The organism is Mesorhizobium carmichaelinearum, assembly GCF_900199455.1.
Lineage (GTDB): Bacteria > Pseudomonadota > Alphaproteobacteria > Rhizobiales > Rhizobiaceae > Mesorhizobium > Mesorhizobium carmichaelinearum.
The window spans coordinates 1-391 of the sequence record NZ_FZQR01000188.1; the positions used below are offsets into that span (position 1 = coordinate 1).

Consider the following 391-nt stretch of genomic DNA (forward strand, 5'->3'; position numbering starts at 1 on the left):
CCTTGATGCGGCCGCCATGCAGACCGGCGACGCCGACTTTGCGCAATTCCACGAAATCTCGGTGGCGGTCAAGGATTCCATGCCTCCCATCCTGGAGGTGCTGCGCCAGGTCGATCCGACCTTCCGCGAGGTCCCGAGCCAGGCCGACGGCAGGGTCTCCACCCAATTCACGTCGAGGGGCAACTTCAAGGTTGAATTCCTGACGCCGAACCAGTGGTCGGACGACCAGGCAGGCAAGCCGGTCCCGATGCCGGCCCTCGGCGGGGCAGCGGCACTGCCGCTCCGTTTCCTCGACTACCTGATCTTCCAGCCGATCCGCGCGGTGCTGTTGCACGGTCCGGGCGTGCCGGTCCTCATTCCATCGCCCGAACGCTACGCCATCCACAAGCTG

General features: G+C 65.7%; 1 protein-coding gene. It reads left to right on the forward strand.

From position 1 onward, the window contains the following. Positions 1-391, forward strand: a 391-nt coding sequence (locus tag CKW40_RS42590) for a GSU2403 family nucleotidyltransferase fold protein (RefSeq protein WP_244571580.1), incomplete at both ends; no start/stop codon positions are given.